Source organism: Accumulibacter sp., from assembly GCF_023806565.1.
GTDB lineage: Bacteria > Pseudomonadota > Gammaproteobacteria > Burkholderiales > Rhodocyclaceae > Accumulibacter.
The window spans coordinates 1-5,795 of record NZ_JAMTDV010000003.1 but is presented as its reverse complement, the minus strand read 5'-3'; the positions used below and the strand labels follow the sequence as shown (position 1 = coordinate 5,795).

Annotated in this window: 1 pseudogene; it reads left to right on the top strand. The window is 66.9% G+C overall.

Going from position 1 to position 5,795, the window contains the following annotated elements:
• Positions 1–5,795 (top strand): annotated as a pseudogene (locus tag NFV80_RS00090) (hypothetical protein); the annotation flags it as partial.

Here is a 5,795-nt window from a genome sequence, read left to right as displayed (position 1 = left end):
CTGGCCAATGGTGTCTGGCGTCTGCGCCTGAGCGCCTGGGACCTCGCCGGACGCAGCAGCGAAAGCGAACGTACAGTGGTGATCGAGAGTGTCGACAAGGTGCCAGCGGACGCCCTTGCGAGCGACGCGACTTACCTGCTGGCTGGCCATGAGTTCACTCTCGGCCGCGTCCTGCCCGCTTCGTCGACTGTCGCCGTTGGCCCGTCGTCCGCGGGCGATTTCGGCAACTGGCGGCTGCCGCTGCTCGACACGCAGCTCAGCAGCGATCAACCGCTGACCGTCGAATCCGGCAGTCGCGCGGCGTGGCGGGACGGTACGCGCGTCTGGCTCAGCGTTCCCGCTGCCCTCACCGGCCAGCAGCCCGCCGCACTTGCTCTCGCTTTCAGCCTGCAGGCGACCGCCGAACGCCTCGGCGACGATCCGGCCGCGCCGCGCGTCTGGCATCCGACGTTCAGCAGCAGCCAGGGTTGGCAACTCGACGCGCATGCGCTGGCGGACAGCATCGTTCCCGACAGCCTCGTGCGTCAGGGCGACGGCCTCTACGACCGCGTCACTGGTCTACCCTGGCAACCTGACGGCTATACGCTGACCGCCCCGAATGGCGACCGCTACACGCTCGACGCGCAAGGCCGGATCGAACGCATCCACTTTGCCGACGGCGCCCAGTGGCTCGTTTCGGACGCCGGCATCGCCGGCATCGGTGCCGACGGCGCACCGGCCGGGCACCTCGCCTTCCTCCGCGATGGCAGCGGGCGGATTTTCGGTGTCACCGGCGTCGCTCGCGGGGACAGCGAGGTCAGCAGCAAGCTCTATCATTACGACGCGTCAGGAAGGCTGGCGCTCGTTCGCGATCTCGGGGGCAGCGGTACGCCCTACGGTTACGCTCCCGACGGGCACTTGCTGGCGGATGCGCTCACTGCGAACCTCGGCGTTCCCGCCGAGTGGGATGATGCCAAGAATGCCTGGAGCGGTGAACTCGGCAGTGGCGTGCTTCTCGGTTTCACCATCCGCGACAGCGAGATCCGATCGACCCGGCACACGACAGGAGAGGCAGGGGCCGTGCTGCTCGCCGTGGTTGTCCGCGGCGACGAAGCGACGCTCGAGCCGCCGGAAATCGTCGGCGGCGAGGTCCTCGGCAGCAGCGTCCACGAGGGTGCGCGCACCACCCTGTTCCGGGTCCACGAGGCCGGGCTCAAGCTCGTGCGGCTGACCGGTCACGGCACGGCCAGCGTCACGGTGCGAATCGTCGGCGACTTGAATCGCGACGGCCGCGTCGACGCAATCGATTCGGTTCTCTGGGAAGCCGCCGCTTCCAGCCCCGTCGCCGACCTCGATGGCGATGGATCCGTCGATCGCGGCGATCGGCAGCTCCTCTTCGCCAACACCGGCTTCGCCGCCAATCGCGCGCCGAGCACGATGAATCCGCCCACGATCGGGACGCACACCGACCTGCGCGCAACGAGCAGCCTGGCGGCGGCCGCCGACGATGCGGAGGGTGACGCGGTCTTCTGGTGGATCGTCGACACTACGCATGGCAGCAGCCGCCTGAGTGCGGACGGCCAGACACTGCTCTTCACCCCCGCCACCGGTTACGCCGGTGACGCCCGAATCGTCGTCCAGGCTGACGATGGCTACACCGCCGCCGCGCCGATCGCTCTGCCGGTGACGATCAGCGGCGCCGAGCTGCGGGCCATCCACCTCGCTCGGCTGCCTTCGTTGCGCGTCGGGCAAACGGCCCCCGCCCAGGCGACGCTCGATTTCGCCGACGAGAGCGGTGTCGCGCTTGCCGACCCAGCTTATCTCCACCTGATCGCGGTCGATCTTGCCGACATGGGCTACGCGGACGGCACACGAGTCGCCGTAACCGACGCCACCAATCAGATTCGGGCGACTGGCGTGGGCCCGGCGCTGCTCGTCGCCCGGCGATTCGACGCGGACGAAAGCGGTGTGCAGGCGGCCATGGTGACCAACGTCGCACCGCCGGTTTCCGAGACCGGTGCCGAGGGTGCTCGCCCAGCGATTACGCTCCAGCCCGATGTCTATCCCGGCACCCTGACGCTGGCTCCCGGCACGACCCGGCAACTCAAGGTGCATCTCAAGACGCCCGACGGCGGCCCCGACGCGGATGTACACACTGCCCGTCAGCTCGTCTTCGCCGGTGTTGCGGAACAAACCGAGAGCTACATCGATCCGGGCACGCAGGAGCCGCTGATCGATCCGGCAACCGGCGATTTCGTGATCGATCCGGTCACCGGCGAAATCGTGCTCGATCCCAGCAGCGGAGAAACGGTGACCGAGGTGATTCCGGCGATCCCCGAAGTCCGCAATGGCACACGGTACCTGGTTAGCGACGAACGCATCGCCAGCATCAGCGAAGACGGCCTGATCACCGCGCACCAGCCCGGGCGCGTGACGATCTCGGTCGTTCATCTGAGGAATACCGTGGACGACTTCGGCAGCGTCACGGCGACCGCCATTTCTCAGAGCGATGTCCTGCTCGTGGTCGCGCCAGCGCAGCCCACCGACGACGATCCGATGACGCCGACGCCAGCGGGCATCGCCCTCAGCGCGGCGGATGGGGGGATCGTACAGGCCGACAGTGGCGAAACGGTAATGATCGGCGCCGGGGCACTGGCGAGCGATGCGCTTGTTTCGATCCGGCGCATCGACCTTGCAGAGCTTGCCCGCGTGACCGGAACCAGCGCGCCCGCGCCCGCGTTCCTGCGCCCGCTGAGCGCTTTCCACCTCGAACTCGGCGAGCAGCCGACGAAGGTGCCGGTGCAGCTCTCGATCCCGCTGCAGGACCCGAGCAATGTACACGAAGGCGACGAGGTGCTTTTCCTGCGACGCGGCGTCGCACCGGCCGTGGCCGCCGAGTCGCCGGGCCAGTTGGACGCCGTCTGGTGGATCGTCGACGACGGATTCGTCGCCACCGACGCCACTGGCAAGCTGGTCGCGAGGACCGCGAGTCCACCGTACAGCGGCGTCACCGGATCGGGCGACCTGCTCTGCGTCAGGACGACCCGCAACGCGCAAACCGGTGCCGTCCAGGTCAGGGGTACCGGGATCGACGTCTCGGCCCTGCTGATGGATCAACTCGCCATCTCGCTAACCGGAAATCTGGCGGGCGGCGGGCTGACCGCTGCGGCTGCCGCGACCGACCTCATCGGCTCGATTGCCGGCGTCTCCGACCTGTACGCGATCAACATGAATTTCGGCGGCGTTTACCAGTTGCTTCCGCTGCAGAAGGAGTTTGCCGACGGCGGGCTGACGCTGACCATCGCAGCACCCGGCTCGTCCGCGTCGAGCAGCAGCGCGAGCGACACTTCGCCACGCATCACCCGCATCGAAGCGCTCGCTTCGGACAAGCTCCGCCTGACCGTCGACCGACTGCAGGCGGCGGACGCTGGCCGCCAGCCGCAGGCCCTGCGCGTGTGGATTTCTCCGGAAGCACTGGACATCGACGCCACTGGTCGCGCCACAGCGCAGCACTGGGACGATGACGGGCAGCCACGTCGCGACGGCATGCGTCTCTGGCAGAAGCTTCTCGACCTGCAACCGATTGCCAGCGGTGCGGACAGCGTGACCGTCGAAGTCGACATTCCCGACCAGGTCGCTGCCAGCCTGCACGTTCTCAGCGTGCAACGCATGCTGCAAACGCTGGCCCCGGACGACCCCGGCAGAACCCGCTGGGTGGCCAACGGCGAAGCCGGTACTGCGACGATCGAAGGACAAACGGGCTTCAGCGTCGTCAGCGGCGACAGAACGATCCGAATCCTGAAGGACGGCGTGCTCGTCAGGGAAATCGAATACAGGGACGGCGAAGGCAATCCGGAGTCGCTGGGGGGCAGCAAGAGCGACCCGATCGCCTTCAGCCTGGACAACCGCCTGCTGTTCGTCGCCGGCACGCACGGCGAGATCCATGCGCTCGACACAGCCACGCTGCAGCTTGCCCGCAGCTTTACGGTCGGCAGCGCCAACATCACCAGCCTTGCCGTCTCCGGTCAGTGGCTCTATGTCGCCGAAGGGGGGCCGTTCGACGGCGGGGGAAACTATCGGCTCGTGCGCGTCCATATCGATCCGACGGACTTCAGCGAAACCGGGTTTCTCCAGGTCCAGCAGATCGACCTGCCTGCCGAAGTGAGCGGGACCAATGCCCCGTATGGCTACGGCGGCATGGCGATCACGCAGGGTGTGCACTCGTACCTGGCAGTCACCGCCAGCCGCCAGGACACGCGGGCTTTGACTGTCGCCAGCGGGAGCGCCGGCGGCAGCATCTTCGTCCTCGACCTCGATCGGGCGCAGCAGCGGGGTGGCCGGCTAAGCGCCAGCGCCCCCGGTGCCTTCCTGCCCGTCACGCTGCCGGATCGGCAGGGCAAGGCACCGAATTTCCTTGCCTCGGCCGGCATCCGGGACAACACCCTGCGCTTCGTCGTGAGCGACGCACTCGACCAGAATGCCGGCCTCGCGACGGTGACCATCGGTCTCGCACCGACGGGTGAATTCCGAGGAGCCGCCCGTTTCACGCAGATTCCGATGTCAGGCGCCCTAACCGGAAACAGCCGGGTCGACGGGCCGTATCAGTTGAATATCCAGCGTGCCCAGTCGCCCGCGGTCGTTTTGTACCAGGGAACCGAGTACGCATTGGTCGCCGACTATTTCTTCGATTTCCTCGACCCGCTTTACGCCAACGACGACGTACAGAGCGGCACCAAACAATTCGGCGGCAAGATCGGAATCATTCGGGATCCGTTCGGCGACCGGCCGGAGTACCTTGGTGCCACGTCCCCGATCGTCGACGGAAACTTCTCGCGCCTGCTGGTCAGCGCCGACGGCAAGACCCTGTGGGCCGACCTCCGCTACTGGCCGACGATCGGCGATTCGCCCCCACCCAGCGGACTGCTGCAGTGGGATCTCGGCGCACTGCTCGCAGCCGCCGAGCGTAACTCGCTGGCCAGGCAGGCGTCCCCACGTCCGCTGCCGGTTGACCGGGAGCGCGTCGGCGGAGTCGTCACGCAAGTGGTCACGCCGACCAAGTACGAGCTCGGTGACGGCCGGCAAATCACCTCGGGCTGGGTCGTTGGCATGGCGGACTGTCGGCTGCAGCAGCCCAAGGCTGTCGAGTTCACCGACCCCGTAGCCGGCGAACCGGTGTCCGACGCAACCGACCCCAAGGTCGACAAGCAGGTGCCCGAATTCAACTATGGCGACATCGTCCGTGTCGATCTGATCCAGCTCATCCAGAGGGAATACCCGGAGACGCTTGCCAAGCTCGGCGCGGCCGCTGTCAACATCAACTGGTCGAACATCGAAATCCACGGTCCGGCAACCTTGGTTCGGGACCGCCAGGGCTATCTGCTGACCGCCGAGCGTGAGAACGGCCTGTCGGCGGTCGCAGCAGCCGTTCGCCGCGATTACAACGGTTTGCAGACCGTCGACAGTGACGCCGGCAAGCGGACGCTGAGCAGCAGCGGCATCGTCTTCCTGCAGCCGACGCTCGACGTGCAACGCCTGCGTGACGGCAAGACGCTCAAACCCGGCGAAGTCTCGATCTTTCTTTCCGACTTCAACAGGAGCAAGCCCGACGATCGCCTCGAGCTGAAACTGCGCGTCGTCGACTACGAGCGCGCCGCCGGCACCATCTTTTTCGGAGACCGCCCACTCGACGATCCCGGCTACCACGAGTTCAGGCTCGCCGATTCGGTAGGAGGGGAGTCCGCAAGAAACCGTCTTCTCGATGTCGTGCGCGTCGAACAACGTCTCAAGTACCTTGGCTATGGCCCTTCGACGATTCC